Consider the following 25,667-nt stretch of genomic DNA (forward strand, 5'->3'; position numbering starts at 1 on the left):
GAGCGGCGCGAGGCAACTTTCCGCCAGCTGTGGAGAGCCACGTACAAGAACCGGTGCTCGCGCGACTGTGGGCGAAGCTCTCAGCTTCGTGGGAGCAGCGCGACAGGCCGTGCCCATAGACTTGGCACATGGTTGAGACTCGGGCCCGTCGCACGGCGGCTATCGTGGCAGGCGCGGCGACACTGATGCTGACGCTCAGTTCGTGCTCGCTGATCGAGGGGCCCACCCCGGTGACGCCCGAACGGCCCCAGATCGAAGAGCCCGCGGAGCCAGCGGTCTTCGTGCCGGGCGGCACCGCTGAAGACAACCTGCCTTTCTTCGGGCAGGTGCTGCGCGAATACGCGGCGGGGGAGCAGCCGGTTCAGGGGCAGCCGATCGTCGATGCGCTCGCGGCCGGCGGGTTCGCGAAGACCGATATGCAGGTTTCGTTCGACCAGTCGAAGACGGGGCTCGCCGCTGACAGCATTTACGTCGCCGTGCGCGCCGGGGAGTCGTGCCTCATCGGCCAGGTCGCTGCAGAGGAACGCGGCGCAACCGCCGAGGTCGCGGCCGCCGTCGGCCCCGAGCGCAACGTGTGCCTCATCGGCCAAACGCGCCCGATCGACTGGTAAGCCGTCCGCGAGGCTTCCCGAAGCGCGCTCAGCCGAGGTCCCAAAGCAGCCGATAGTACGCGATGCGCTCGGGGTCAGCATCGATTCCGTACCCCTCGTACACGAGCGTGTCGAAGCCAGGCCCGTGGTTCCAATCGATGCTCCACGCGGCGACCGCGAGATCGGCCCACCGGTCGGCGACCCCGAGCGAACCGAGATCGACGTGCGCCGCGAAGTTGCCGGCCGCGTCGAGCAGCGTGTTGGGTGCGCACGCGTCGCCGTGGCACACGACTAAGCGATCAGGATCCGGCGCGTCATGCAGCCGCCGACGTGCCTCAGCGACGGTGAAGTTCCGATACGCCCGGTGCCAGTCGCCGGGGCTCTCGCCCGAGGCGACGCGCTCCTCGAACTGCTCGATGCGTGCCGGGATGCCCCACTCAAACGGGCACTCGTCGACCGGGAGAGTGTCGTGCAGAACGCGGAGGCCCGCGCCGATCGCGCGAGCGGCTATCGCGGGCTCGGCGATCCACTGTGGCTCGACAGCCGAAGCAGCCTCGAGCGCGCGCGTGATCAGCCACGATCCGGCCTCGTCTGCGCCGTGGCTCAGTACCTCGGGCACCGCCGCTCCCTGCGCCCGCGCCCACCCGAGCCGGTTCGCTTCCTCAGCGAGATCCAATTCGGGCGTGCCCGCGGCGACCCACTTCACGTAGCTCGCGCTCGCGTTACCCGGGCCGCCCATGTCGCGGAACGTGAGCCCGCCCAGCCCATTCACCCAGATGGGAACGAGCTCGCGCCCGCCCGTCAGTTCGCGCACGCGCTCGGGCACGGGCACCGGGCCCGTCGGGATCTCGGCAACTGCTTCGGGCTTGTCGAACATGAAACCGAGTGTACGGAGTCTGGGCGTGGGCCGCGCGGTCTCCTGAATTCGAGGTCAGCGGCGCCCGGAACGGGTAGAGTAGTCGGCGATACATTCCACCTCGTGAAGCAGGGAGTTCGGGGCGCACGCGCTCGGAAAATTTATGGCTGAATACATCTACCAAATGGTTCGCGCCCGCAAGGCAGTCGGCGAGAAGCTGATTCTTGATGACGTGACGATGTCGTTCCTTCCGGGAGCAAAGATCGGCATGGTCGGCCCGAACGGTGCGGGTAAGTCGACGATCCTGAAGATCATGGCTGGGCTCGACACCCCGTCGAACGGCGACGCCGCGCTGACCCCCGGCTACACGGTCGGCATCCTTATGCAGGAGCCCGAGCTCGACGAGACGAAGACCGTGCTCGAGAACATCGAGAGCGGCATCGCGATCAAGGGCAAGCTCGATCGCTTTAACGAGATCTCCGCGCTCATGGCAGAGCCCGACGCTGACTTCGACGCGCTGCTCGCCGAGATGGGCACGCTGCAGGAAGAGATCGACGCTGCTGACGGCTGGGACCTCGACAACCAGCTCGCGCAGGCGATGGACGCGCTGCGCACCCCGCCCGGCGACGCCGAGATCGGCCCGCTGTCAGGCGGCGAGAAGCGCCGCGTTGCGCTCACGAAGCTGCTGCTGCAGAAGCCCGACCTGCTGCTCCTCGATGAGCCCACTAACCACCTCGACGCAGAGAGCGTGCTGTGGCTCGAGCAGCACCTGCAGAAGTACCACGGCGCCGTCATCGCGATTACCCACGACCGGTACTTCCTCGACAACGTCGCGGAGTGGATCGCGGAGGTCGACCGTGGCCGCCTCATCGGCTACGAAGGCAACTACTCGACCTACCTCGAGAAGAAGGCCGAGCGCCTCGACGTACAGGGCAAGAAGGATCAGAAGCTCGCGAAGCGTCTGAAGGACGAGCTCGAGTGGGTCCGCTCGAACACGAAGGGCCGCCAGGCGAAGTCCAAGGCCCGTCTCGCGCGGTACGAAGAGATGGCGACCGAGGCTGAGCGCACCAAGAAGCTTGACTTCGAGGAGATCCAGATTCCCGCGGGCCCGCGCCTCGGCAACGTGGTCATCGAGGCGAAGGACCTGAAAAAGAGCTTCGGCGACCGCACGCTCATCGACGGGCTCTCGTTCTCGCTCCCGCCGAACGGCATCGTCGGCGTCATCGGCCCGAACGGCGTTGGCAAGACCACCCTGTTCAAGACGATCGTCGGCCTCGAGCCACTCGACAGCGGCGAGCTGAAGATCGGCGAGACCGTGAAGATCAGCTACGTCGACCAGAACCGCGCGAACATCGACCCAGACAAGACGCTCTGGGAGGTCGTGAGCGAGGGCCTCGACATCATCACCGTGGGCAAGACCGAGATCCCGTCGCGCGCGTACGTGTCGAAGTTCGGGTTCAAGGGGCCGGATCAGCAGAAGAAGGCCGGCGTGCTGTCGGGCGGTGAGCGCAACCGCCTGAACCTCGCGCTGACGCTCAAGCAGGGCGGCAACCTCCTGCTGCTTGACGAGCCGACCAACGACCTTGACGTTGAGACGCTGCAGTCGCTTGAGAACGCGCTGCTCGAGTTCCCCGGCTGCGCCGTGGTCATCACCCACGACAGGTGGTTCCTCGACCGCATTGCGACGCACATTCTCGCGTACGAAGGCACCGACGAGAACCCGGCCGACTGGCACTGGTTCGAGGGCAACTTCGAGGCGTACGAGGCGAACAAGATTGAGCGCCTTGGCGCGGAGGCCGCGAAGCCCTCGCGCAGCCACTACCGCAAGCTCACCCGCGACTAGCGCGTGACCGAGTGCCCGCAGGCGAGTCCTGCGGGCACTCGCGTTTTCGCCCCGAGTTTCTCCCGTGAAAGGATCACCACCCATGGCCCGAGCACACGTCAACCTGCAGCTTCGCTGGGGCGACCAAGACGCCTACGGGCACGTAAACAATGTCGTGTTCGCCCGGTTGCTCGAGGAGGCGCGGGTGCGCGTGCTGTGGCTCGGGGCCGCGGATGAACACACGGGGCTTGAACAGCATTTCCAGTCGAATGTCGCAGGCGGGCCGAAGATGCTCGTCGCGAGTCAGTCGATCGAGTTTCTCAGCGTGCTTGAGTACTCGGAGCAGCCTGTCACGGTCGAGCTCTGGATCGGGAAGCTCGGCGGCGCTCACCTTGAGATCCACTGCGAGATTGTCGACGGTGCGGCGGCCGAGCGCTCAGTCGTTGCCCGTGCGATCACCGTGGCGGTGATGGTCGACGGTGAAACGCTGAAGCCCGCGCGCCTGAGCGCTGCGGGCCGCAAGGCCGTGGGGGAGTGGATGGACGAGCCGCTCGTGCTCGGGCGCTAGCGCGGCAGCCTGATCATCGACTCCTGCGAGACGCTCGCGACGAGCGCACCCGAGCGATCGTAGAACCGCCCGTGCGCGAGGCCGCGGCCGCTCTGGGCCGTCGGCGACTCGAGCTCGTAGAGGAGCCACTCGTCGACTCGGAATGGGCGGTGGAACCACATGCTGTGGTCGAGGCTCGCCGCGCTCATCCCCGGCGTCGCCCAGGGGATGCCGTGGCGGCGGGCGACGGGCTCGAGCAGCAGGTAGTCGGACGCGAATGCGAGCGCCGCCGAGTGCAGCGCTTGGCCGCCGTCGAGCGGCTCGCGGCTCTTGAGCCACACGGCCTGGCGGCTGCTCGGCTCACCAGCCTCGACGAGGATGTCGCCCTCGACGTGGCGGAAATCGAAGGGGCGGTTGAGCACCCACGAGTTGCGGCGCTCGCCCGTGAGGTGGCCGTACTTGTCCCAGACCGACGGGAGCTCCTCTGGCTGCGTCAGGGCTGACGTGTCGAGGCCCTCTTGGTGGTCGAGCCCCTCTTCGCGCCCCTGGTACGAGGCGATCAGCGACATGAGTACCTGGCCATCTTGGTATGCCTGCGCGCGCCGCGTCGAGAACGACCTGCCGTCGTGGAGCCTCGCGATCTCGAACGTCATCGGCGTGTGGCTGTCTCCGGGGCGCACGAAGTAGCCGTGCATCGAGTGGATCTCGCGCCCGTCGGGCGCGGTCAGGCCCGCGGCCACGAGTGCCTGGCCGAGCACCTGGCCGCCGAAGGCGCGACCGTGCGGCGTCGGCATCGCCGGGCCCGTGAAGATGTCGTAGTGGGTGCGCGCCTCGGTATTCGCGAGGGAGAGCATCTCTGCGAGGTTCGGAGCCGGGACCTCGGTCGCTTGGGGGTGCTTGGCCGCGTCAGTCATACGCCTCAGTCTATGTCGCAGCCGTGCCGGGGGCGGCAACCTCGCGGCTCACGCCAATCTTGCGGCGCTAGGCTGATGCCGATGACCGCACAGATTCTCACCCTAGGCCTCGCAGACACACCCACCCGGGACGACCTGCAGAACTATCTCTCTCGCCTCGCCCGCCTCGGTGAAGCCGAGGTGCGACTGCAGACGCGGGGCAGCGCGCTCGCGGTCTACGGGTGCACGCAGGCGCCCTTGAGCATCATGGATGACTCACCGGTCGTGCTCGTCATGCGGGCCTTCCCGCTGTCGGCCGCGCCGACGGAACCCATCGACACTGTCGTTGAGGTCCGCTCGCTCACGGACAGGCTCGCGCGTGAGGAGTCGGGCCTTACCCTCGCGCTCCCAGACGTGACCGTTGCGGCGGCCTGGACGGGGGTGCTGCCGCCCGTAGCGGGCTGGGAAGCCCGCGGTGAGATTGACGCTGGCTCTCTCGCGGTCGTCGCGGCCGAGGGTATGGCACGCGTGGCCGAAAACGTGCCCGCAGACGCCGGTGACCCCGTCGTGCAGAAGGTGCGCCGCGCGGTGTGGGGGAGCGAGATTGCCCCCGGGATCCCTGCCGCGGCAGCGTTCGCGGCCGAGGGCCTCGGGTTCCTCGCGGGCGTCGATCGGCTCACGCTTTCCGGCACGCGCGCCTGGACGCGGTTGAGCAGCCGTAACGGTCACGTCATCTTGCGTCGCGGCGTCGGCCTGATGAGCTAGAATAGACGGGTCTATCTAGAGGAGTTAAATCATGGCTAATGTCAACGGCATCATCGACCCACCGATCGACGATCTGCTCGACAAGGTGGACTCGAAGTACGCACTGGTCGTATTCGCCGCTCAGCGCGCGCGCCAGATCAACGACTACTACACCGATCTGCACGACGGTAACCTGTTCGACAATGTCGGCCCGCTCGTCGACTCTTCGGTCGACGACAAGCCCCTGTCAATTGCTCTTCACGAGATCGTCGAGGGCAAGCTGCAGATGACGCCGAAGGCGTAGCAGCCCGCAGTGTCGGTGGCGCCGGATACCCTACTGGTACCGGCGCCACAGCTATTCTTGGCCCGATTCAGCGGCCCGTTCAACACCTATTCGAGGAGCATCCTTGCTGCGTCAGTTCACGTCCGAGTCCGTCACCGAGGGACACCCCGATAAGATCTGCGACCGCATTTCTGACTCGATCCTCGACGCGATGCTTGAGCAAGACCCGGGTGCGCGCGTGGCTGTTGAGACGCTCGTCACGACGGGCCTGGTGCACGTCGCGGGCGAGGTCTCCACGAGCGGGTACGTCGAGATCCCGCAGCTCGTGCGCGACGCGATCCGCGAGATCGGGTACACGAGCTCCGAGATGGGGTTCGACGCGTCATCGTGCGGGGTCTCGGTGTCAATCGGCCAGCAGTCGCCAGATATCGCGGGCGGCGTCGACGTCTCACTCGAAGCGCGTGAGTCGGGTGACGACGACGCGCTGAGCGCCCAGGGCGCGGGTGACCAGGGCATCATGTTCGGTTTCGCGACTGACGAGACCCCCGAGCTGCATCCCCTGCCGAGCTGGATCTCGCACAGGCTCGCCGAGCGCCTCACCGAGGTTCGTAAGAGCGGCATCATCCCTGAGCTGCGGCCCGACGGCAAGACGCAGGTGACCGTTGGCTACGACGGTGACCGGCCCGCATCGATCGAGGCCGTTGTGGTCTCGACGCAGCACGCCGCGAGCCTGTCGATCCCGGCGCTTCGCGAGGCGGTCGCGCGCGAGGTCATCAACCCCGTGCTTGAGCAAGTCGATCTGCCACGCGCCGACGCAGAGTTCTTCATCAACCCGGCAGGCCCGTTCGTCGTCGGCGGGCCGATGGGCGACGCAGGCCTCACCGGCCGCAAGATCATCATCGACACCTACGGCGGCGCGAGCCGACACGGCGGTGGCGCGTTCAGTGGCAAGGACCCGTCGAAGGTCGACCGCTCCGCCGCGTACGCGATGCGCTGGGTCGCGAAGCACGTTGTGCGCGCGGGCCTCGCCCGCAGGGCTGAGCTGCAGGTCGCGTACGCGATCGGCCGCGCGCACCCCGTTGGCCTGTACGTCGAGACGTTCGGCACCGAGACCGTTCCGACGGCAGTCATCGAGGCCGCCGTGCGCGACGTGTTCGACCTTCGTCCCCTCGCCATCATCCGTGACCTCGAGCTTCTCCGCCCGATCTACGCGCAGACGAGTGCCTACGGCCACTTCGGTCGCGAGCTGCCCGAATTCACCTGGGAAGCCACGCCGCGCGTCGCCGAGCTGCGCGCCGCTGCGGGGCTCTAGTTGAGGCGGCGGCGTGTCGTCAGGTGAGCTGAGCGACATCCCCGAGGCTGCAGAGCTTGCCGCACCCGCGTGCAGCTGTCTCGACGCTGAGGCGCCGAACGGTCGTGCCGTCGCCGAGGTGCTGCTCGACTCGGCGCTGCCGCAGCTTGACCACCTGTTCGACTACGCGGTCCCTGAAGAGCTCGCCACAGACCTCCGTGTCGGCCAGCGCGTGCGCGTTCCGTTCCGCAACCAGCAGCGCAAAGCCTTCGGGTACGTCATCGGGTTCACGGCGTCGAGCAGTTTCGGCGGCGAGCTCTCGCCAATCGCCGACATCGTCAGCCCCGTCCCTCAGCTCACCCCCGAGGTCTGGCACCTCGCGCGTGCCGTCGCCGACCGGGCGGGTGGTTCAGCCGGCGACATTCTGCGCCTCGCGATCCCGGGCCGCCAGGTTCGGGTAGAGAAGCAGCACCTCGCCGCAGTTGCGACAGCCAACACAGCTAGTGCTGCCGACACCGCCACTCCGTCGTCTGGGGAGGCGGCTGAGGGACACGCCGAGCTTCCAGACGCCGACTCCGCGGAGATCGCCGACCGGCTGGTCGCGGGGGAGCGGCTTGCGCTCACCGCGACGCACTCGCCCGAGCGGCTTGCGACCGGTGAGTGGGTCGGGGCATGGGCGATCAGGCTCGCACGTGTCGCGATCGCCGTAAAACAGGCAGGCCGGAGCGCGATCGTCGTGCTGCCCGACTACCGCGATCAGGATCAGCTTCAGAGCGCCCTGGCTGCCTTCGGCGCCGAGAGCGTCGTTCGCGTTGACGCACGGCAGTCAAACGCGGAGCGCTACGGGAGCTTCCTGCGGGCACTCGACCGCGAGCCGCGGATTATTATCGGAAATCGTTCCGCGGTGTACGCGCCGGCGTACGAGCTTGGCGCGATCCTGATGTGGGACGACGGCGACCCCGTGCTCGCCGAGCCGCTTGCGCCATACGTGCACGCCCGTGACGCGGCGCTCGTGCGCGCCGAGCAGTCGGGGGCCGGGCTGTTCTTCGCGGCGCACGCCCGCAGCGCTGAGGTCGAACGGCTTTCGCTCATCGGCTATGTCCACGACCAGGTGAACCCGCCGAGGCGCACCCGAGTCATTCACGCCGACCAGTCGATCGCGCCAGACGCGTTCGCCGGTCGGGTGCCCGACTTCGCGGCCAAGACGATTCGTGAGGGCCTTCGGACGGGGCCGGTGCTGGTGCAGGTCGCGACCCCGGGGTACGCGCCGGTCTCGGTGTGCGGCGACTGCGGCGACCTCGCCCGGTGCACCGCGTGCGGCGGTCCCATCGGGTTTCGCACGGCTGGCACGGCCGCATGCCGGTGGTGCGGGCAGCACGCCGGCGGCTGGGCATGCGCGGGCTGCGGCGGAAACAGGCTTGTCGAGCGCGGCATGGGATCGGCGCGCACCGTCGAGCAGTTTGAGCGGCAGTTCCGTGGCTTCCGGGTGCTGCTCGCAGACGGCGACAACCCGCGTGAGCGCGTCGATGCGAGGCCCGCGATCGTGGTCGCGACGCGCGGCGCCGAACCCCTCGCCGCGGGCGGGTACCGAGCGGTCGTGCTGCTTGACGCCGAACGGCTACTGAGCCTGGAGAACCTCCGAGCCGGCGAAGACTGCCTGCGGTGGTGGGAGAACGCGGCGGCGCTCGCGGCTCCCGACGGCGTTTGCCTCATGGCTTCGGGGGGCGGCCCCGTCGTGCAGGCCTTCGTCACGGGGCGGCTCGACGAGTGGCTGCACAGCGAACTCCGCGACAGGCAGGCGCTCAGGTATCCGCCGGCCGTGCGAGTCGCGAGCGTGACCGGGGGCTCGGCCCAGGTTGACCGTGCCCTCGCCGCACTCGGGTCGCCCGACACGCTGGCAGGCGTTGAAGTGCTCGGCCCGACGCCGGTGGCTGCTTCTGACCCGGCTGCGCGAGGCGCCAAGCTGGTGCGGGCGATCGTACGGTTTGAATACGGGAGGGGCAACGATGTCGCGAAACGACTGCGTGGCGCGCTCGTCGCCGACGCTGCGGGCGCTTCGTCGCGGCAGAAGGGGCGCGCGCCGGGGCGGGCAGTGCCCGAAGCGCTGAGGCTGCGGTTCGACGACCGGGGCGTCTTCGATGGGTAGAGAAGGCACGCCAGCTTCGACTGATGCCCCGCTTGCCGGATGGCAGTTTAAAGGAACGTTTCGCCGTTCGCAGCGCGCAGTCTTTGACGCCGTCGGCCCGTCACCAATCAGTCCCCTGCACATCGTCGCGCCGCCAGGAGCAGGCAAGACCCTTGTCGGCCTTGAACTCGCTCGGCGGGCCGGTTCGCGCGCCGTGGCGCTCGCCCCGACGACGACGATCCGGTCGCAGTGGGCCCGAGCGGCGACGGAAATGAAGGGTTCGTGTGCTGCGGATGGCCTTCGTGCTGAGAGTCCAGGGCAGGTGATCTCCGAAGATCCACAGCGACCGGGCGACTTCACCGCGCTCACGTACCAGATGCTTTCGGTGATGGAGGAGAGCAGCCCTTTTGACGACCTCGCGAGATCCGAATGGCTTGCTGAACTCGTCGAGGCTGGGCGTGAACCTGGCGCTGCGAAAGCATGGCTGAGCGATCTCGCCTCGTCTCATCGCGCCGCCTATATGCGGGGGCTGCGCAGGCGCGCAGGGCGGTTGCGCAAGGAGAGAGTGCGGGAAAACACGACCGCACTCGAGGCTGTGCTGCACCCGAACGCGCGTGCGCTCATCGCCCGTCTCGTGGCCCACGGCGTGACGACCGTGATTCTCGACGAGTGTCACCACCTGCTCGACCACTGGGCCATCGTCGTGCACTGTCTGCTCGCACGGATCCGCGAGCGGGGCGTCGAACCCCTCGTGATCGGCCTCACCGCGACCCTGCCGTCGGAAGACGATCGTGTCCTGTATGAGAACTACACCGGGCTGCTGGGTGAGGTCGACTATGAGCTCCCTGCCCCGGCGGTCGTCAAAGAGGGGAACCTCGCCCCATACCGGGACTTCGCCTGGTTTGTGACCCCCACCCAGGACGAGCTCGGCTTCCTGCGCACGCAGGACCGGGAACTCACGAGGCTCGTGGAGGGGACGCTCGGGCAGTCGAACGGCATTGCGTTTCTCGAGCGTGAGCTGCTGCAGGAAGACGTGCCAGCACGGGAGGGCGCACCCAGCGGTACCGCGAGGACGCCTGAGGAGCGCGTGGCGGCGGCGTTCAAAGCCGACTTTGCCTTCTCCGAGGCAGCCGCGCGAATGCTCGGCGAGCTCGCGCCGCAGCACCGCATCGTCGGGCTGGTGGGGCCGGAAGCCTCTCAGCGCGCGACGATGGACCAGCGAATTCGAGTGCTCGCGAGGTACGCACTTACGTGCCTGCTGCCTCACCCCGAAGAAGCGGAGACATGGGCCAGCGTCAAAGCCGTGCTCGCTGATTTCGGATACCACCTCACCGACCGCGGGGTGCGCCGTGGGCGTGACCCCGTCGATCAGATTCTCGCGACGTCAGTTGCTAAGGACTATGCGGTTGGAGAGATTCTTCGCCACGAACTCGCACGCGATGCGGGTGAAGAGGTTCGGGCGGTTGTGCTCGTTGATTTTGCGGTGCACGGGCACGGCGTGGGTGCACAGAAAAAGCGGGCCGGCGCGCTGCGCTGCTTCGAGATCGTAGCAGCCGATGAATCGATTGCCTCCCTGCGGCCCGTGCTTGTGACGGCTCGGCACCTGCGGGTCGCCGTGCGTGACGTCGGCGATCTCGTGCCAAGGTTTGAAGAGATCACCGGGGTGACGCCGACTGTCATGCCGACCGACAGCCCTGGAGTCGTGGAGCTGGGTCTCAGCGGTCTCGGGCCTTCAGCGATCGTGGCGGCGGTGTCACAGCTCGTTGCCAGAGGAGACGTGCGTCTGCTTGTCGGCACACGCGGTTTGCTCGGCGAGGGGTGGGACTGCCCGGCCGTGAACACCCTGATTGATCTGTCGGTCGCTGCAACGTCCGCAGCAACGCAGCAGCTACGGGGGCGTTCGCTGCGATTGGATACGAACTGGCCGGAGAAGGTCGCCCATAACTGGACGGTGACGAGCGTCGTTGAATCAGGTATGAAGCTCGACGGGGTGAGTGATCTTGCGCGCCTCTCCCGAAAACACGAGCGAGTGTGGGGCATCGCCCGCGACGGGACCGGGGCAATCACCCGTGGACTCACGCACACGCTCACCCGGCGTCAGCTGACGCAGCTCGACGGCATCGTGGAGAAACGCAGCCCGGCGGTTCGCGCCGCAGACGTGAATCGTGAGACTCTGCGGGAGCTTCCGGCCCGCGCAGAGACGCGAAGGCAGTGGGGCATTGGCGAGCCGTACCTGGGGGAGCAGCGGGAAGCGCTGACGCTGTCTCCGGCCGCGAGGCTTCGGCCGTTTGTGAGCTCGCTCACCCTTGACATCGTGTTGCTACTGATCGGGGTCGGGGTGGTCGCTATTGGCCTGCAGCTGTTCAGAATCGGAGCTGCAGCAGGCTCGCTTTCCCTCGTCGCTAAGCTCATCTTGTTCGGCGGCGCCGGTGCGGTGATGCTGTGGGGGACGCGGGAGTTCTGGAAGAGCATGTGGCTCGCAGCCAGGCAGCGAGCACTCCCTGCGACCGCCTACCAGGGTGCAGCGTTCGCCATTGCGAGGGTGCTGCACAGCCGGGGGCGTGTTCCCAGGTACGGTCAAGGCAACATCGTCGTCGTGCCGCTATATGCCGAGGGAATGACAGTCGCCCAGTACGCGGTTGAAGTGCGCGGCGGCGAACTCGCCGATCAACAGTTGATCCTCACACAGCTCGAGGAGCTATTGGCGCCGGTGCGTACCCCGCGTTTCTTGCTTGAGGTCGGCCAAGCACCCTTGCGCGGGCGAAGTGCCGTGTCGTGGCTCGGATCGCGCATCGCCGAACTGATCGGGTTCCGCACCCGCTTCCTGCAGGTGCCGACGGCGCTCGGAAGGCGCCGTGCGGACGCGCAGCTGTTCGCGGAAGAGTGGGGTCGGTATGTTGGGCCGTGTACGCTGCACGAGATCGACTCACCCGACAAACTTGCGCTCCTTACTCGGGCGCGCCAGCGGAGTGCTGCACCGGGCACCCGCACGGGGCGACGTGAGGTGTGGGCGTAGCGCACAGCGACTTTGTCTGCGAATTGACGTAGTTAGACGAGCCTGAGTACGTTAATCCGCAGACAAAGTTGAGGCCTGAGTGCGGGGCCGCAGCCTGCAGCGAGCGCGGCGGCAGCCTGCAGCGCCCGCGGGGCTATGCCTGCTGTGCGAGGCGCTCCGCGACGAAGTCCACGTCTTTGTCGCCGCGGCCCGAGAGATTCACGATGATGACGGCATCGGCCGGGAGTGTCGGAGCGAGCTTCACTGCGTGTGCGACCGCGTGCGACGATTCGAGTGCCGGGATGATGCCCTCGGTGCGGGTGAGCAGCTGGAACGCGTCGAGCGTCTCGGCGTCGGTCGCGGTCACGTACTCGGCGCGTCCGAGCTGTTCGAGGCGGGCGTGCTGCGGGCCGACTCCGGGGTAATCGATGCCCGAGGCGATCGAGTGCACGGCTGACGGCTCACCGTTCGCGTCCTGCAGCACCTTCGTGTGCATGCCGTGCAGCATCCCGGGGGTGCCGAGCGTCATCGTCGCAGCGTGACGAGTGCCCTCAAGGCCCTCGCCGGCTGGCTCAACCCCGATGATTCCGACGCCCTCGTCTTCGAGGAACGCGTCGAACAGGCCCATCGCGTTCGAACCGCCTCCGACCGCGGCGATGAGGTAGTCGGGAAGCCTGCCCTCTGCCTCGAGCACCTGCGCACGCGCCTCGCGGCCGACGACCGACTGGAAGTCGCGCACCATCGACGGGTACGGGTGCGGACCAACGACCGAACCGATCGCGAAGAAGTACTCTTCGGGGTTCGCAGCGTAGACACCGAACGCAGAGTCGACGGCTTCCTTCAGCGTCTTGCCGCCCTCCTCGACGGAGACGACCTTCGCGCCGAGCAACTCCATGCGCACGACGTTCGGGTGCTGCTTGGCGACATCGATGGCGCCCATATGGATCTCGCACTCGAGCCCGACGAGCGCTGCCGCGGTCGCGAGTGCGACGCCGTGCTGGCCGGCGCCGGTCTCAGCGATGACCTTCGTCTTGCCCATTCGCTTCGCGAGCAGTGCTTCGCCGAGACAGTGGTTAATCTTGTGCGCACCGGTGTGGTTGAGGTCTTCGCGCTTGAGGTAGACCTTCGCGCCACCGAGCTTTGCGGTGAGGTTCTCAGCAAAGTACAGCAGCGACGGGCGGCCGACGTACTTCGAGAGCAGCGCCTGGTACTCCTCCTGGAACGCGGGGTCGGCACTCGCCTTGGCGTACTCGCGGGCGACCTCGGCGATGGGCTCGACAAGGAACGGCGGCAGCGGCGCGCCGCCGAACTCGCCGAAGAAGCCGTGCTCGTCGGCCCGGTAGGGCGAGGCAGTGGTGGTCTGAGTCATGAGTGGAGATCCTTCGTGGTCACTGAGCGGGTGGGGTGTGTTGGCCCCGTGCGCCACTCGTGAGACAAAAAACACCGCCTCCGAGAGGCGGTGTCGAGGTGCATGCAGATGCGTGAAGAGTGACCGCCCTAGGCGGCCCACCACTGAATCACGATGTGCATGCGCCGAGTGTATCACCAGCACTACGTATGTGTCACCCGCGCTCGCTAGCATCGAAGTATGACGCTGCAGCACGCGACGGTCTCGCCCGCCCCTCGCGGATTTGGCGTGCTGACCGAGGCGAGCGCCGACGGGCTGGTGCTCGGCCTCGCCCCTGCACTCACTGTGAGTGGCATCGACCAATCGCCGAGCTTCTTCTCGGGGTTTGCGACTGAACCGCTCGTGCTCGCACGCGGTCTGCTCGTGCTCGCGGACATCACCGCGACCCGCTACTTCCAGTACGTGCCGACGACGATGCGCGATCCGGTTCTGGCAGCGAACGGCGATAGGCTGCGCGCGGAGAGCTTCTCCGCCTGCAACAGCGTGTACGCGCGGCTCGACCTGCTCGGCGCGGGCTTCGACGGTGGTGACATCGCGCACGGAACAACCAACGTTGACCTCGGGCAGCGGTCGCGCTCGGTGCTCTCAGCGGTGCGCCGTGCGGAGCTCCTCCACCTCGACGTCGGCGCCCGCGGCGCGGTGCTCGCCACGCCGACGGGGCACTCAACCGAGCGCCCCGTGAACATGCCGGGCCGGTGGGTGCGGGCATTCGGGAACGTCGCCGAGCTGCACGGCCGGATGGTGCCGCTTGCGACGCTCACCGCACCGGAGGCGCGCGCGTTCCTTTCCGCAGTCCCGCCGGCGACCGCCAGCGGCCGAACCGCCTGGCTCGCTCCCGCGGCATCGGGCGTGCGGGTCGTGTCGCGGCCAGTGGCCGGGGCCATCGCGGTTCCCGGGCTGCACCGCCTGAGCGCGGCGAAACGCCTCCTCCCGCACCTTCGTGGCGCGACGGTGTATGGCGCGCCGCACGCGGAGACGGGCGCTGTCGCCGTCGTGTTCGAACTCCCGCACGCGCGGCTCACACTCGGGCTGACCGCCGAAGCCTGGCGGGGGCACTCGGGAGAGGGCGCGCTCCTCGCCGCACTGGCGGGCGACGAGGTCGTCGCAGACGCCGAAACCCTCTCAGTGCTGCTCGCTTTCGAGCCGGTCATCGACGCCGGCAAGCTTGCCAAGGAAGCGGGGATCACGAGGGTCCGGGCCGACGGCGCGATCGCGGTGCTTGCAGCCTCTGGCCGAGTGGGCTGGGACCTCGCCGATGGCGCGCACTTTCACCGCGAGCTTCCCGATGACCCGACGAGGATCGAGCGCGACGGCCCGCGCCTCGCCGCCGCTCGGGCGCTCGTCGCCGCGGGGCGGGTTGCGCCGGGCCCAGGCCAGGGGAACTCAGAGGAGTCGCGCAACTGGATCGTGAGGGGCGGCGAAACCGGCGGCACTGCCAGCACTGCCAGCACAGCCAATTCAGCCGGCACAGCCGGCACAACCGGTGACAGTATCGTGCGCCTCGGCGACGACGGGCAGCTCGTGTGCGGCTGCGCATGGGGTCTCCGTCACGGCGCTGGGCGGGGCCCCTGCAAACACGTGCTCGCCGTCGAGATCGCCCGGGCCCGCGCGTCCCAGCGTACCCAGGGGAGTGCTCCGGCGAGGGCACCGAAACCAGCAACACAACCACCTGCACAACCACCAGCAGAATCACCAACACAACCACCAACCCCAACCCCAACCCCAACCCCAACCCCGACCCCGAAGGAGCAGGCGTGAGCGCCTCCGCAGCACTGAACGACGCACTCGCGGTCTATCGCGCGCTCGGCTGGACAGCAGCGGCCCCTGACCTGGGCCCCGAAGCGATCCTCGCCCTGCCGCTTGGCACCCCCGAGCAGCAGCGCACCGCGCTCGCCGGGCTCAGTTCTGGCGAGTGGGGCTCCTTCGAAGCCCTCGACGCCGCGAGCTACGGCTGGCGCAGCTGGCTTGGCGACGGCGTACACGCGGGCATGCTCGCGCTGTTCGCGATCCGGGTCGGTGTCCCCGCGAAGCGAGCTGTCGCGATCGCGCCAGCGGGCGGGGCCATCAGCGACGACCTGCTCACGGCGGTCATCGCCGACCGCGGCGCAGCGTACGCCCAGAGTTTCCTGACGCACGCCTCGTCGGGCGGTGGGCGGATGTGGATCGACGCGACCTCACGATTCGCAGGCACCACGGTGCGCCTCGTGCACCAGTGCGCGCTGCCGGTTCCCGAGGGCCTCGACTACCTGCGCGACTGGGCCGTGTACGCCCTCGGTGCGCCAGCGAACGAGGGCTGGCTGCAGCCCCGCGACCGGGGAGAGATTCCCGGCAACGTGCTCGGCCCCCGCTTTCGCGAGCACGCCGAGGTGGCGGTCGCCCTCGGGCTGAGCGTTACCGGGCCATTCGGTGGGCTGCTCCCGGCGGCGCTCGACCGCGGGTGGCTCGACGCCGATGCGGCGCTCGACCTCGCGTTCGCCGGGCTCGACTCCGCCCAGCGTCCCGGCGACCGGAAGGTGTGGGCCGCGTTCCTCACCGAACAGCTCGGGCTCACGGGCGAGGCCCGCCGATCCGACCTGCTCGGCCGGGCCGACGCGCTCGTGTCGGCCATCGCGACCGGTGACGCCCCACTCGCTGAGGCGTTCGGGCCCGCGCTCATCGCCCACGGCGACGACGACACACTCCTCGAAGTACTGCAGCTCGGGCTCAGCCTGAAGTCAAAGAAGGCGCGTCGCACGCTGCTCGCCGCGGCCGCGGGGCGCCCCGCACCCAGCGCAGCGACCGGTGCCGAGATCGCCGTGCTCGTGGAACCGCTGATAGCCGGGAACGACGTACCGCTCGCCCGTGCGGCAACGCGCCTCTTGGACGCCTGGGGCATCGCGCCGGTACCTGGCGACCCAGCAAGCGAGCGGGCGGCACCCGAGGGATCCTCATCGAGCGCGGTGCGGGGCCGCTGGGAAAAGGCCCCGCCGCTCTGGGAGGTGCCTCGATTCTCACTCGGCATCGGAGCCACCGAGGCGCTCGCCGCAGAGCAGACCGACGCACTCGCCACTGCCGACACCGACACCCTCGTCGGGGCCGTCACCGCCGCGGCCACGGAACTGTCCGGCAGGCCGGAGGGCGGCGCGGTCGACCCCGTCGCCGAACGCCTCCTCGCGCTGGCGAATGAACTGGCGCGGCGGGATCCTGATCTCGCGCGCACCGCTCTTCGCGGCGTGCGCCAGCACTGGGTGCCGGGGTTGCGCTGCATCGCACAGTGGGTCGCGGGAGAAGACCTCACCGCGCTCGACCGGCCCGCCCGCGAAGATTTCCCGGGGTCGAGGCCGACGATCTTCGGTCCGTCGCCCGCACGCGATGCCGCGGTGACGCAGCGACTCGGCCAGGCTCCAGTGCTGCTCTCAACGCCAACGTGGGATGACATGCGCATCTCCGCTGACGCGTTCACCGCAAGGCTGCGCGCGTATGCCTCGGAGGGGGCCGCGGCGAGCGAGGCTGACGTGCTGCTCGCCCTGCTGCGAGTTGACCCCGCAGAGGTCGCCCCCGAGCGGCGCGCCGAGCTCCGCCATATCGACGTCGCCATCGTCGGCCAACACGGGGCCGAGCTGCCGGTACGCGCCGGGGCCGTCGCCGCCGAGTACTTCGAGCACCCGCTCGCAGAGCCCGCCGTCGAGCTCGACGCGCAGCGGCACTGGTGGGCGCCCGCCCAGCTCGAACAGCCCCCGGCCCTCGCCGCGTTCCCGGTCAGGCTGAAGGCAGACTCCTACCGGAGCGACATCGAAGTCGGCGTGCTACCACTTGGCGGCGACTGGGCCGCCTTGACAACCGGTGACCTCGACAGTTCCGCGCTCGGCCTCGTGCTGCGCCAGCTTGTGCGGCGGCGCGCGCCGCTTACTCCGGGGCAGGCAGTGAACCTCGTCGGGGCGCAGCGCGGCCTCCACGAGCGGGCCGTAGCCGACGGCGTGCTCGCGATCAGGGAGGGGTGGGGGCGTGGCCTCCTCGTTCCGGGGGTCGCCGACGTGCGGAAGCTTGGGTGGGCAGACACACCGACGAAGCTTGCCGCGTTCGCGACCGCGTGTCTCGAACTCGCTGACGAGGGGATGCTCGCCGTCGTCTGGCCCCTGCTCGATGACCTTGTCGCGCTCTCGCTCGCCGCGCCCCGACGCCTCGCCGGAACCGCGGAGCTCGTCGAAGCGATCGGCGAACTGCTGCCGGCAGTGACCGCCGCCGTTGAGGCAGGCGACGCGCCGAACGACGCCCTCGAGGTTGCCAGCGTCAGGGCGCTCGCCGCCGGGGGAGGCTCGTCGCGCGCCGTCCAGCTCGCGCGGGCAGTCGTCGCCGCGCTCCCGCAGGCCGCGCTCCCGCAGGCCACAACGGGTCAGGCCGCGCCGGCTCAGGACGCAACGGGCCACGCCTCGCCAGCCCCGGCAACACCGGAGCAGCCCGCCGCGCACACCGCCGCCATGACCGACGCCGAGTTCACCGAGTTCTGGCCGACCGCGGTCCCAGAGCCGCAAGTGGTCGACGACGGGGCCGTGATCCGCGCGAGCTGGCACGACCCGGGCGCCTCGACGAGACTGCTCGAGATTGAGCTCGAGCTCGCCCCTGAGCGGCTCGCCGACCCGGCTGATGGCCCGCGCCGCTTCCGCACCCGCACCTCGTGGTTCTACGACATTGAGGAGGAGGGGCAGTGCGGCATGACCGAGATCCTCTCTGACGCAGATGAGGTGCGGCACGATTCGCGGTGGTGGCTGCGGTGGGATGCGCCCGCGCAGGCGATCAGGATCGCCGAGCACCGCAACTGGCGCGACGGCAACGCTGGCCCGCTCGGGCGCGGGGAACCGGTTCCACCGATCACGGTGGGCATGGTCGCGGTGCTGCTCAGCGGGATGAACCACGACAACGGCAGCGGGTACCACGTGCTCGCGGCGGTGCGCGATGGGCTCGTAGGCGCTGGCTCCGTGCGTCTCGCGGTCGCCCGGCTGCTCGAGAGCGCTGACTTCACGCCGGTGAAGCTCGCCGGGATGGTTGAGTCCGAACCTGACACCCTCCGCGCCCTGTGGCCCGTGCTCACGGAGTCCGTGCGCGCCGCGGGTTCGGTGAGCGGCGCCCCGCCGCGGTGGCTGAACCGCGTGCTCGACGCGGCGCTCCTGCGCGCACCCGCGCTCGCGGAGGCGACGCGGCGCGGACACCTGCCGCCTGAGGCCGCATCGTGGCCTGGGCTCTCAGAGCTCGCCGGGCGAAAAGGGTCGCAGGCGGCGCTGCGGAAAGCGCGAGAGCTGGTGGCCGCGCTCGGGGGATGACCTCGGGGGATGACCTCGGGGGATGACCTCGGGGGATGACCTGGGCAAGCCCTCGGGGGATGAACTCTGACGCGCGCGCGACGCCGCGGGGAGTGCGAGAATAGACGGATGCGTATCGTGTTTGCCGGAACCCCGGAGTTCGCCGTCCCCAGCCTGCGCGCCTTGGTCGACGCAGGCCACGACGTCGTTGGTGTCGTCACCCGCGAGGACGCGCCGCTCGGCCGCAAACGAGTGCTCACGCCCTCGCCAGTGGCCCAGGCGGCCGCGGACCTCGGCATTCCGACGCTCAAAGCGAACCGGCTCGGCACTGAGGCGACCGACTGGGTGGCGGAGCGCGCGCCAGAACTCGGGGTGATTGTTGCGTACGGCGGCCTCATCCGTGAGCCACTGCTCTCAGGCCCGAAGCACGGGTGGATCAACCTCCACTTCTCAGACCTGCCGCGGTGGCGCGGAGCGGCGCCGGTGCAGCGCGCACTCATGGCGGGGGAGCAGGAGCTCGGCGTCACCGTGTTTAGGCTCGTCGCCGCGCTTGACGCGGGTGATGTGCTCACGCGCGATTCGACTGAGTTCACTCCGGGGACCTCGGCGGGCGCTGCGCTCACCGAGCTCTCGGCGACCGGCACCGCCGCGCTGCTGCGCGCCGTCGACATGCTCGCGGATGACCCCGATGCGGGGGAGCCTCAGGTCGGAGAAGACACCTACGCGCACAAGCTCTCGCGTGAGGACGGGCTCATCTCGTTCGGCGCGGGAACTTCCGCGGATGCCGCGCTCGCGCACTGGTCCGGGGTGACGCCCGAGCCCGGCGCGTACGCGATGCTCGGCGACGATCCGGTGAAGCTCACCGAGCTGCGGCCACTCGACGAGCGGCTCGCGGCAGACCTGCCCGCGGACCTCGCGCCGGGCGAGGTTCGTTTTGTGGGCAAGCGCGCCGTCGTCGGTTGTGCTGGCGCAATAGGCCTCGAACTCGCGCGCGTGCAGCCCGCGGGGAAACCTGCGATGGACGGAGCCGCATGGTTGCGCGGCCGCGATGGAAAGGCGGACCTCGCATGAGCGGGCAGCAGTCACCCGGCGGTCGCCGAGGCAAGCAGCAGGGCCAGGGCTCTGGTCGGAGCCAGGGCCAACGGCGCGGTCGGAGCCAACGGCAGAGCCGCCCGCGGATCTCGGGCGCCCGGATCGTCGCCTACGACGTGCTGCGAGACGTCGTCGAGCGCGACGCGTACGCGAACCTCGCCCTCGCCTCCCGCATCAGGGACGCGCGGCTCGACGGCCGCGACGCCGCGCTCGCGACGGAACTCGCCGCGGGCACGCTCCGCTCACTCGGCAGGCTCGACCGCATCATCGAACTCGCGGCGGACAGGCCGGCGAAAGACATCGACGCGCGTACCCTGAACGTACTGCGGATCGGGGCGCACCAGCTGCTCGCCATGCGCACGGCGGCGCACGCCGCGGTGCACGAGAGCGTCGAGCTGCAGCGGCTCGTCGGTAATGAGCGGGTCGCAGGCTTTGTGAACGGCGTGCTCAGGGAAATCGGGCGCTCCACGAACGAGGAGTGGGACGCCCGAATCGCCGACACCGCGAAAAGCGCCGACGACGCGCTCGCGGTTCGCACGTCGCACCCGGCGTGGGTCGTCCGCGCGCTGCGCGACGCCCTCCGCGCAGAGGGCAGCGAAGCCGAGCTCGACGCGCTGCTCGATGCCGACAACGCGTCGCCGCGAGTGAACCTTGCCCTGCTCGAGGGCGCGGGCATCACCGCGGAGGAGCTCGCGCTCGTCGAGCCCGACGCGCTCGACGCCGTCGGGCCTTCGCCGATCGGCCTTGAACTCACGGGAGGCGATCCGGGCCGCGCAATCGCCGGAGCCGAGGAGCGCGCCGCGATCCCGGCAGGGCTCTTGCGGGTGCAAGATCAGGGATCCCAGCTCGCCGCGCTCGCGCTCGTTCGCGCGACGCAGGTACGCCCGAGTGAGCGCTGGCTCGACCTGTGCGCGGGCCCGGGCGGCAAGACCGCGATTCTTGGCGCCGAGGCCGTGGTCGAGGGCGCCACCGTTCGCGCGAACGAAGTGTCCGACCACCGCGCTGATCTCGTGCGGAACTCCGTGGACGGGGTCGCCGCGCTCTCCCCGGAGACCGTCACTGTTGTGAGCCACGACGGGCGGGAAGAGGAGGCGTTTGGTTGCGGGCGCGACGACCACGAACTGTACGACCGGATCCTGGTCGATGCCCCCTGCTCCGGCCTCGGCGCGCTGAGGCGGCGGCCCGAGGCGCGCTGGCGAAAGCAGCCGAGCGACCTGCCCGAGCTCACGGCGCTGCAGACGGAGCTCATCGATGCCGCCGTCGCGCACCTGAAGCCGGGAGGGGTGCTTGCCTACGTGACCTGCTCCCCGCACCTCGCGGAGACCCGCGTTGGCGTCGAGCGTGCGCTGAAGCGGCACCCCGAGCTTCGGGAGCTCGACGCGAAGGCCGCCGTGCGCGCCGCGGCGCGCGAGGACGCCGAGCCGTCGCTTCCCGGCGAGCAGCTCAGCGCCCAGCTGTGGCCGCACCGGCACGACACCGACGCGATGTTCATCTCGCTGCTCACACGAGAAGCGCAGTAGCAGGCAGCGCTCGGGGCACTCAACTGACTTCAGGAATCGCTTTCGTTTCAGCGATGTGACGCCTACTCTTTTCGTATGAAGGAGACGGGCGCGACGGGGCCCCGCCACGGTGACGCGGTGCGGGTAGCCCCAGGCGCGCCGGCGGAGGTGCCCGCGGCCCATACCCGCACGTTCGCCCACGTGCTCGTGAACACGGCGGTCGCGAACCTCACGACGAATTTTCTGTGGTTCGCCATCGTGTTCTGGGTATACCTGGAGACCCGGAGCATCCTCGCCACCGGGATCCTCGGTGCCGTCTACATGTTTCTCCTCGCTGGCTGCTCCATGTGGTTCGGCTCGCTCGTCGACCGGATGCGCAAACACCGCGTCATGCTCCTGAGCGCCTGGGCGACGCTCGTCGCGTTTGCTGTCGGCTGCGCACTCTTCTTCGCGGTGCCCGGCGACCTGCTGCTCCGCCTGGATGCCCCCTGGTTCTGGCTGTTCACGCTCGTCGTTCTCGCTGGCTGCGTCGTCGAGCTCATGCGAAACCTCGCCCTGGCGACGACCGTGACGCTGCTCGTACCGGTCGAGCGTCACGCGAACGCGAACGGCCTTGTCGGCGCCGTGCAGGGGCTCGCCTTCATCGCGACCAGCGTGCTCAGCGGCCTCTCGGTGGGACTGCTCGGCATGGGGACGACGATCCTGCTCGCCACGCTGTTCGTCGCGGTCCCGCTCGCGCACCTGCACCTGCTACGCATCCCCGAGCCCGTCGTCGCCCGCGATCCTGACCGCGCAGCCGTCGACTTCCGCGGCGGGATGGCCGCAATGCTCGCCGTGCCAGGGCTCTTCGCGCTCGTGCTGTTTAGCACGTTCAACAACCTTGGCAGCGGGGCGTTCATGGCGCTCCTCGACCCGTATGGGCTCACGATGTTCCCGGTGGAGGTCTGGGGCCTCGTCTTCGGGCTCGCCTCGACCGGATTCATCATCGGCGGTCTCGCCGTTGCGAAGTGGGGGCTTGGGCCGAACCCGATCCGCACCATGCTGGTGCTCGTCGGCGTCCTCGGGTTCGTGGGGATCGCGTTCACGATCCGCGAGTGGCCCTGGCTGTTCATTGCGGGTATCTGGATGTTCATGGCGCTCATGCCCGCGGTCGAGGCCGCCGAACAGACGGTGATCCAGCGCGTCGTGCCGTTTGAGAAACAGGGGCGCGTGTTCGGGCTCGCGATGACCTTCGAGGCGGCGGCGGCGCCGATCACCTCGCTCATCATCGCGCCGATCGCGGAGTTCTGGATCGTGCCGTTCATGCGCACCGAGACGGGGCAGCGCGAGTGGGGGTGGCTGCTCGGCGAGGGCGACAGCCGCGGGATCGCGCTCATCTTCGTGTGCACGGGGATCGGAATGATCCTGCTCACCTGCGCCGCGTTCTTCACCCGCTCGTACCGCACACTCTCTCGCGGGTTCGCCGCCCGGCCGGCGACCGGTCCGGCGCCGCGGCACGGCGCCCCCGAGACCGCCGTAGACTAGTCACGTGACCGCGCAGCGCATTAACCCCAGCATCCTGTCCGCCGACTTCGTCAACCTCCAGGCAGAGCTCGAGGCCATCCGCACCGCGGATCTCGTGCACGTCGACGTGATGGACAACCACTTCGTGCCGAACCTGACGATGGGACCGCCGATCGTTGAGCGCATTCAGGCGGTGTCGCCCGTGCCGCTCGACATGCACCTCATGATCAGCGACGCCGACCGCTGGGCGCCCGGCTACGCCGAGCTCGGCGCGTTCTCGGTGACCTTCCACGTTGAGGCGTCGACCGATCCGGTTACGCTGGCGCGGAAGATCCGCGACATTGGGGCCCGCGCGGGTATCGCGCTGAAGCCCGGCACCGACCCTGAGCCCTACCTCGAGCTGCTGCCCGAATTCGATCAGGTGCTCGTGATGACCGTCGAGCCCGGGTTCGGCGGCCAGTCGTTCATGCCCGACATGATGCCGAAGCTGCGTCGCTTCGCCGAGGCGCGCGCGAAGCACGGCCTCGACGTCTGGCTGCAGGTTGACGGCGGCATCACCGTCGATACGATCGGGATCGCGGCGGAGGCCGGCGCAGACACCTTCGTCGCCGGCTCAGCGGTCTACGGGGGCGTTCCAGAAGAGCGGATCGCCGACCTTCGGGCCGCCGCCGCGCAGCACGCGCACTAGTCCGCCGCGCCGCCGACGTTCAGGAGGACGACGCCGACGATCGTGAGCGCGACCCCGATGAGCTGCAGCGTTGTGAGCCGCTCGTGATACGCGACGATGCCGATGCCGACGACGAGCACCGTCCCGGCCGCCGACCAGATCGCATAGGCCGTTCCGACGGGCATCGTCTGCAGCACGCGTGAGAGCAGATAGAACGAGAGCGCGTAGCCCCCGAGTACCGCGACTGTCGGCCAGAGCTTGGTGAAGCCCTCAGAGAGCTTCAGCATGGAGGTCGCGAAGACCTCGAGGGCGATGGCCGCGGCGAGAGGTGCCCAGTGCATGAGTGTCCTTGCGTGTTGAAGTGTGGGCGTGTTGAAGTGTGAGCGAGCCACGAGGCTGGGCGCAGTGCCCACCCCGTGGCTCGCGACGTTGGTTATGAGTCGAAGCCCATACCGACCGCGTCCATCGTACTGAGCCAGAGCCCGCGCTTGCCCTCGCGGCGATCAGACCGCGCCATTTCTGCGGTCGTGATCTTCACACCGAGCGCCGCGATCGGCTCGGGCGGGAACGGAATGGGCTTCTTCTTCACGAGGTCGAGCTCCGTACGCTCGGTCTGCAGCCCGTCGAGCAGGTCGAGCATGACGTTGGCGCCGAACCTCGTCGCGCCAACGCCGAGGCCGGTGAACCCCGTCGCTGAGACGACGCGATCCTGGTGCGCGCGTGTGAAGAACGAGAAGAACCGGCTGCACGAGTCGATCGCGCCGCCCCACGCGTGGCTAAAGCCGATGTCGCCGAGCACCGGGAATGTCTCGTAGAAGTGCGCAACGAGCCTGCGGTAGGTTGGCTCGCTGTCGTAGTACTCGTCGTTCAGGCCCTTACCGTAGTGGTAGAGGGCGTCGTAGCCGCCGAACAGGATTCGCTCGAGGCCGTCAGCCCCGCGCGTCTTCCTGATGTAGTGGAACCGGTTGTTCATGTCGGCGAGGCCCTGGTCGTTCGCCCAACCAAGCGCGGCCGACTGCTCGGGCGTGAGCGGGTTGCTCATGAGCGCGAAGTCCCACACCGGAACGGTGAAGGGGCGCGCCCGCTTGAGCAGGTTCGGGAAGACGTTTGTTGCCAGCGCAACGCGCTGTGCGCGCACGGTGGCGCCGCCGTCGGTCGTCAGCGTGACGGCGTCGGGCGTCGCGCTGATGCCGGTTGCTTGCGTGTGCTCGTAGATCTCGACGCCGAGTTCGAGGCAGACGCGCCTGAGCTCCCACGCGAGCTTCGCGGGGTGCACGATGACGTTCCCCTCCCGCTCCCACAGCGCTCCGTGGTAGACGGGGGAGTTCACCTCGGCTTTCACGGCCGTGCTGTCGAAGTAGACGGCGTCCGGGTCCTTGGCGGCGTCGGCCTTGAGGATCGCGTCCTGGTAGGGCTCGGACGCGACTCTCAGCACGCCCACCTCGCTCCAGTCGCAGTCCATGCTGTAGCGGCGAACGGTGTCGCCGAACTCGCGAATGTTTTCGAGCCCGAGTTCGTGGAGCCGCGCGGTCTCTTTCGGGAGGTGGCGCTCGCCGTTGCTCGCACCGTGAGTGAGGCTCGCTTCGCAGAAGCCACCGTTGCGCCCCGACGCGGCCCACCCGATCCGCTGGCCCTCGAGCAGCACGACGCGTCGACCCGGGTCGCGTTCCTTCGCGAGCAGGGCCGTCCACAGGCCGGAGTAGCCGCCGCCGACGACCGCGAGGTCAGTCTCGAGCGCGCCCTGCGCCTTCGGGAGGGCCGCGGGGCGGTCTGCGGTGTCGAGCCAGTAGGGTTCGCGCCGCGTGTTCGCAAGTGCTGCGTCGATGCGCTGCGCTGAGACTGCGGCCTCGGCGCGCTCGTAGGTGGTCATTCGTGTTCCTCTTCGGTTGTCGGTTTGGTCGGGTTGATCGGTCTGATCGGCTGGAGTGGCCGAAGTGGCCGGAGCAGCTGGCTCAGCCAGGGAGTGGTCCCCGGCTGTCGCCGGGCGCGCGCTGAGCTGGCAGGCTCAGCGAGATTGGCGCGGGCCGGGGTAGCCCGGCCGGGGCGCTGGTGTCGGTGGTTCTCTCAAGACAACTC

Annotated in this window: 19 protein-coding genes; 14 read left to right on the plus strand and 5 right to left on the minus strand. The window is 69.0% G+C overall.

Annotated elements, in window-relative coordinates; genetic code table 11:
- The first annotated feature begins 128 nt into the window (after positions 1–128).
- A complete protein-coding gene (locus FB468_RS01300; protein WP_141885757.1) occupies positions 129–611 on the plus strand; it encodes a DUF6993 domain-containing protein in 483 nt (160 codons plus the stop codon).
- Between the two features lie 28 nt (positions 612–639).
- Here the strand turns inward: FB468_RS01300 and FB468_RS01305 are convergent, their stop codons facing one another.
- Positions 640–1,467: an aminoglycoside 3'-phosphotransferase gene (locus FB468_RS01305; RefSeq protein ID WP_141885758.1), complete on the minus strand. Its 828-nt coding sequence runs from the start codon at positions 1,465–1,467 to the stop codon at positions 640–642.
- A 142-nt stretch (positions 1,468–1,609) separates the two neighbouring features.
- Between FB468_RS01305 and ettA the strand changes: the two genes are divergently transcribed.
- Positions 1,610–3,289, plus strand: a complete 1,680-nt coding sequence (ettA, locus tag FB468_RS01310; RefSeq protein WP_141885759.1) for an energy-dependent translational throttle protein EttA — start codon at positions 1,610–1,612, stop codon at positions 3,287–3,289.
- An 82-nt stretch (positions 3,290–3,371) separates the two neighbouring features.
- Positions 3,372–3,836 carry an acyl-CoA thioesterase gene (locus tag FB468_RS01315; RefSeq protein WP_141885760.1) on the plus strand — a complete coding sequence of 155 codons (465 nt, stop codon included), beginning with the start codon at positions 3,372–3,374 and terminating at the stop codon, positions 3,834–3,836.
- On the opposite strand, the gene FB468_RS01320 is transcribed toward FB468_RS01315, so the two are convergent.
- Entirely contained in the window at positions 3,833–4,729 is an 897-nt protein-coding gene (locus FB468_RS01320; protein ID WP_211359058.1) for an acyl-CoA thioesterase, read from the minus strand. The two genes, FB468_RS01315 and FB468_RS01320, sit on opposite strands and share 4 nt — an antisense overlap.
- 81 nt (positions 4,730–4,810) lie before the next feature.
- Between FB468_RS01320 and FB468_RS01325 the strand changes: the two genes are divergently transcribed.
- The 5 genes from FB468_RS01325 to FB468_RS01345 all read left to right on the plus strand — a co-directional run bounded on the left by FB468_RS01325 (position 4,811) and on the right by FB468_RS01345 (position 12,167).
- Positions 4,811–5,473 (plus strand): DUF8185 domain-containing protein, encoded by a 663-nt coding sequence (locus tag FB468_RS01325; protein WP_141885761.1) that lies wholly within the window; start codon positions 4,811–4,813, stop codon positions 5,471–5,473.
- Positions 5,474–5,504: 31 nt separating this feature from the next.
- The gene (gene rpoZ / locus FB468_RS01330) at positions 5,505–5,756 is read left to right on the plus strand and encodes a DNA-directed RNA polymerase subunit omega (RefSeq protein ID WP_119279365.1); all 252 of its coding nucleotides are present in this window, start codon (positions 5,505–5,507) and stop codon (positions 5,754–5,756) included.
- A gap of 106 nt (positions 5,757–5,862) precedes the next feature.
- Positions 5,863–7,047: a methionine adenosyltransferase gene (metK, locus tag FB468_RS01335; RefSeq protein ID WP_211359154.1), complete on the plus strand. Its 1,185-nt coding sequence runs from the start codon at positions 5,863–5,865 to the stop codon at positions 7,045–7,047.
- Between the two features lie 13 nt (positions 7,048–7,060).
- Positions 7,061–9,172, plus strand: a complete 2,112-nt coding sequence (locus FB468_RS01340; protein ID WP_246055679.1) for a primosomal protein N' family DNA-binding protein — start codon at positions 7,061–7,063, stop codon at positions 9,170–9,172.
- Positions 9,165–12,167 carry a DEAD/DEAH box helicase family protein gene (locus FB468_RS01345; RefSeq protein WP_141885763.1) on the plus strand — a complete coding sequence of 1,001 codons (3,003 nt, stop codon included), beginning with the start codon at positions 9,165–9,167 and terminating at the stop codon, positions 12,165–12,167. The genes FB468_RS01340 and FB468_RS01345 overlap by 8 nt, the downstream gene beginning before the upstream one ends.
- A gap of 133 nt (positions 12,168–12,300) precedes the next feature.
- Here FB468_RS01345 and trpB read toward each other — a convergent pair whose 3' ends face one another.
- Positions 12,301–13,515, minus strand: a complete 1,215-nt coding sequence (gene trpB / locus FB468_RS01350; RefSeq protein ID WP_141885764.1) for a tryptophan synthase subunit beta — start codon at positions 13,513–13,515, stop codon at positions 12,301–12,303.
- A gap of 219 nt (positions 13,516–13,734) precedes the next feature.
- Here trpB and FB468_RS01355 point away from each other — a divergent pair, with 219 nt between their 5' ends.
- From FB468_RS01355 to rpe, 6 genes are all read left to right on the plus strand, one after another.
- The gene (locus FB468_RS01355) at positions 13,735–15,312 is read left to right on the plus strand and encodes an SWIM zinc finger family protein (RefSeq protein WP_211359059.1); all 1,578 of its coding nucleotides are present in this window, start codon (positions 13,735–13,737) and stop codon (positions 15,310–15,312) included.
- On the plus strand, positions 15,309–18,851 hold the full coding sequence (locus FB468_RS01360) for a hypothetical protein (protein WP_141885765.1): 3,543 nt from the start codon (positions 15,309–15,311) through the stop codon (positions 18,849–18,851). Before FB468_RS01355 ends, FB468_RS01360 begins: the two co-directional genes overlap by 4 nt.
- A gap of 108 nt (positions 18,852–18,959) precedes the next feature.
- Positions 18,960–19,901, plus strand: a complete 942-nt coding sequence (locus tag FB468_RS01365; protein ID WP_141885766.1) for a methionyl-tRNA formyltransferase — start codon at positions 18,960–18,962, stop codon at positions 19,899–19,901.
- Positions 19,898–21,442, plus strand: a complete 1,545-nt coding sequence (locus FB468_RS01370; protein WP_211359060.1) for a transcription antitermination factor NusB — start codon at positions 19,898–19,900, stop codon at positions 21,440–21,442. The genes FB468_RS01365 and FB468_RS01370 overlap by 4 nt, the downstream gene beginning before the upstream one ends.
- 75 nt (positions 21,443–21,517) lie before the next feature.
- Positions 21,518–22,945 carry an MFS transporter gene (locus tag FB468_RS01375; protein ID WP_141885767.1) on the plus strand — a complete coding sequence of 476 codons (1,428 nt, stop codon included), beginning with the start codon at positions 21,518–21,520 and terminating at the stop codon, positions 22,943–22,945.
- A gap of 4 nt (positions 22,946–22,949) precedes the next feature.
- Entirely contained in the window at positions 22,950–23,612 is a 663-nt protein-coding gene (gene rpe, locus FB468_RS01380) for a ribulose-phosphate 3-epimerase (RefSeq protein ID WP_141885768.1), read from the plus strand.
- Here rpe and FB468_RS01385 read toward each other — a convergent pair.
- Both FB468_RS01385 and FB468_RS01390 read right to left on the minus strand, forming a co-directional pair.
- Positions 23,609–24,004, minus strand: coding sequence for a DMT family transporter (locus tag FB468_RS01385; RefSeq protein ID WP_484177354.1), 396 nt, complete (start codon positions 24,002–24,004; stop codon positions 23,609–23,611). The genes rpe and FB468_RS01385 overlap by 4 nt on opposite strands.
- A gap of 20 nt (positions 24,005–24,024) precedes the next feature.
- Positions 24,025–25,461 carry an NAD(P)/FAD-dependent oxidoreductase gene (locus tag FB468_RS01390; protein ID WP_141885770.1) on the minus strand — a complete coding sequence of 479 codons (1,437 nt, stop codon included), beginning with the start codon at positions 25,459–25,461 and terminating at the stop codon, positions 24,025–24,027.
- Positions 25,462–25,667 lie beyond the last annotated feature (206 nt).

Origin of the sequence: Leucobacter komagatae (assembly GCF_006716085.1) — a bacterium.
Classification (GTDB): domain Bacteria; phylum Actinomycetota; class Actinomycetes; order Actinomycetales; family Microbacteriaceae; genus Leucobacter; species Leucobacter komagatae.

What these genes read in the sequence shown, in the direction of transcription:
- FB468_RS01300 (WP_141885757.1), top strand. Translation starts at nt 129, where the DNA reads ATGGTTGAGACTCGGGCCCGTCGCACGGCGGCTATCGTGGCAGGCGCG.
- FB468_RS01305 (WP_141885758.1), bottom strand. Translation starts at nt 1,467, where the DNA reads ATGTTCGACAAGCCCGAAGCAGTTGCCGAGATCCCGACGGGCCCGGTG.
- ettA (WP_141885759.1), top strand. Translation starts at nt 1,610, where the DNA reads ATGGCTGAATACATCTACCAAATGGTTCGCGCCCGCAAGGCAGTCGGC.
- FB468_RS01315 (WP_141885760.1), top strand. Translation starts at nt 3,372, where the DNA reads ATGGCCCGAGCACACGTCAACCTGCAGCTTCGCTGGGGCGACCAAGAC.
- FB468_RS01320 (WP_211359058.1), bottom strand. Translation starts at nt 4,729, where the DNA reads ATGACTGACGCGGCCAAGCACCCCCAAGCGACCGAGGTCCCGGCTCCG.
- FB468_RS01325 (WP_141885761.1), top strand. Translation starts at nt 4,811, where the DNA reads ATGACCGCACAGATTCTCACCCTAGGCCTCGCAGACACACCCACCCGG.
- rpoZ (WP_119279365.1), top strand. Translation starts at nt 5,505, where the DNA reads ATGGCTAATGTCAACGGCATCATCGACCCACCGATCGACGATCTGCTC.
- FB468_RS01345 (WP_141885763.1), top strand. Translation starts at nt 9,165, where the DNA reads ATGGGTAGAGAAGGCACGCCAGCTTCGACTGATGCCCCGCTTGCCGGA.
- trpB (WP_141885764.1), bottom strand. Translation starts at nt 13,515, where the DNA reads ATGACTCAGACCACCACTGCCTCGCCCTACCGGGCCGACGAGCACGGC.
- FB468_RS01355 (WP_211359059.1), top strand. Translation starts at nt 13,735, where the DNA reads ATGACGCTGCAGCACGCGACGGTCTCGCCCGCCCCTCGCGGATTTGGC.
- FB468_RS01365 (WP_141885766.1), top strand. Translation starts at nt 18,960, where the DNA reads ATGCGTATCGTGTTTGCCGGAACCCCGGAGTTCGCCGTCCCCAGCCTG.
- FB468_RS01370 (WP_211359060.1), top strand. Translation starts at nt 19,898, where the DNA reads ATGAGCGGGCAGCAGTCACCCGGCGGTCGCCGAGGCAAGCAGCAGGGC.
- FB468_RS01375 (WP_141885767.1), top strand. Translation starts at nt 21,518, where the DNA reads ATGAAGGAGACGGGCGCGACGGGGCCCCGCCACGGTGACGCGGTGCGG.
- FB468_RS01390 (WP_141885770.1), bottom strand. Translation starts at nt 25,461, where the DNA reads ATGACCACCTACGAGCGCGCCGAGGCCGCAGTCTCAGCGCAGCGCATC.